1 protein-coding gene is annotated in these 1,321 nt (G+C 40.8%); it reads right to left on the bottom strand.

Translation table 11 applies throughout. The features are described 5' to 3' along the window. Positions 1–123 precede the first annotated feature (123 nt). Positions 124–1,092 carry a ShET2/EspL2 family type III secretion system effector toxin gene (locus AKL11_RS00085; protein WP_067514367.1) on the bottom strand — a complete coding sequence of 323 codons (969 nt, stop codon included), beginning with the start codon at positions 1,090–1,092 and terminating at the stop codon, positions 124–126. Positions 1,093–1,321 lie beyond the last annotated feature (229 nt).

Genomic DNA, 1,321 nt, shown 5'->3' with positions numbered 1-1,321 from the left:
ACCTGCTGGAGCGATTTGATGAGCCGTGTGTCCATTATGATTTTCATCCAGTAATTTTGGACGAAAGATCAGAAATCACAGGCTCATTTCATTTTGGAAACAAGGGCTCCGTTCAGGCTCATTTCATATTGGAAGAGACTGTAGGTAGCTTTTTTTATGACAATTGCTATCCTTTTGATGCGTTATCGCCGCCTGCAGTACCGCACCTAATCCGTTTTGATCAAAATAATAACTTTCTTGGGCTTTCTTAGCACCATCAATTGTAGTTTCTTTCAATTCATCATCGGTTTTAATTTGTGTGTGTTCGCTTATTTGTTCAAGGCTACTGACTGACGAATATTTTCCTGATCCTTTGGTACCAATGACCCCTCGGGCACGGGCTTCTGCCAGATGCCTGCATTCGATTAACTTCTTATCTTTTGCACTTTCCGCCTCACAATTAAGGTTCAGCTGCTCTCCCTTTGAGTAATAACCTAAAATTTTTATAGGTGATTTTGGTTTTGGTTTTGGTTTTGGTTTTGGTTTTGGTTTTATAGGTGGTTTTGGTTTTTTTTGATCGATTAAAACGGCTTTTTTCGTATCAATCTGTTGAATTACCGCATGAAATAACTGTTCCTCATCAGCATTTGTTGCATCAGCTGACTCACTACTGTCATTTGATGAGTGTGGTCTAACCAATGGTGAGACGGATCTTGTCTGATTATTTGATGCGTCCTTGTTTTTTTCTGGCGAATTTTCATTTTTAATGCCTTCTTCAACGACTTTACTGGGCTGTAGAGGTTCTGATGTCAATTTTTCCCGTGGATTTTGAGCAGGTACGGCAAACTGCGGCTTTGGTGGTAGAGGTGGTTTTGGTTTTATAGGTGGTTTTGGTTTTATAGGCTCTTTTTTAGCACCCTCTTCTTGTGGCGTACGCAGTGAGTACTTACGGGGTGTCGCTTCCTTTTCCAGTTGCTCAACTTTTCGATCAATTAAGGATTTTGAAGGAATGGATTGATCGTACTTTAAGTTCTTTAAATAAGAAGGGCTGTTTTCTATTGAAGTGACTTTACGCTTCCACGCTGCGCCCTCCTTCTCCGGCGTTGCTCTCATCTTCAAGCTGCCTGGCTCCTGCCACTCCTTTCTTTTTGACGCATTACCACGGTTAATGGTATGTGCTCAAAAACTAATTTTTTGAGGAAAACGGAGCGTCTAAAGTCTATCTTTTAAACTCATGAATATCTCTCTTAAACCAAAACTCACTTGAAACCATCGGTTTTATTTTGGTTTTGGCTTAACCGGTTTTCTGAGCACCTCTTCCTCCTCGTCAAGAGACGTCTTG

Origin of the sequence: Endozoicomonas ascidiicola (assembly GCF_001646945.1) — a bacterium.
Classification (GTDB): domain Bacteria; phylum Pseudomonadota; class Gammaproteobacteria; order Pseudomonadales; family Endozoicomonadaceae; genus Endozoicomonas; species Endozoicomonas ascidiicola.
The sequence above is the reverse complement of the archived record's forward strand: the minus strand, read 5'-3'. Positions and strand labels throughout refer to the sequence as shown.

What these genes read in the sequence shown, in the direction of transcription:
- AKL11_RS00085 (WP_067514367.1), bottom strand. Translation starts at nt 1,092, where the DNA reads ATGAGAGCAACGCCGGAGAAGGAGGGCGCAGCGTGGAAGCGTAAAGTC.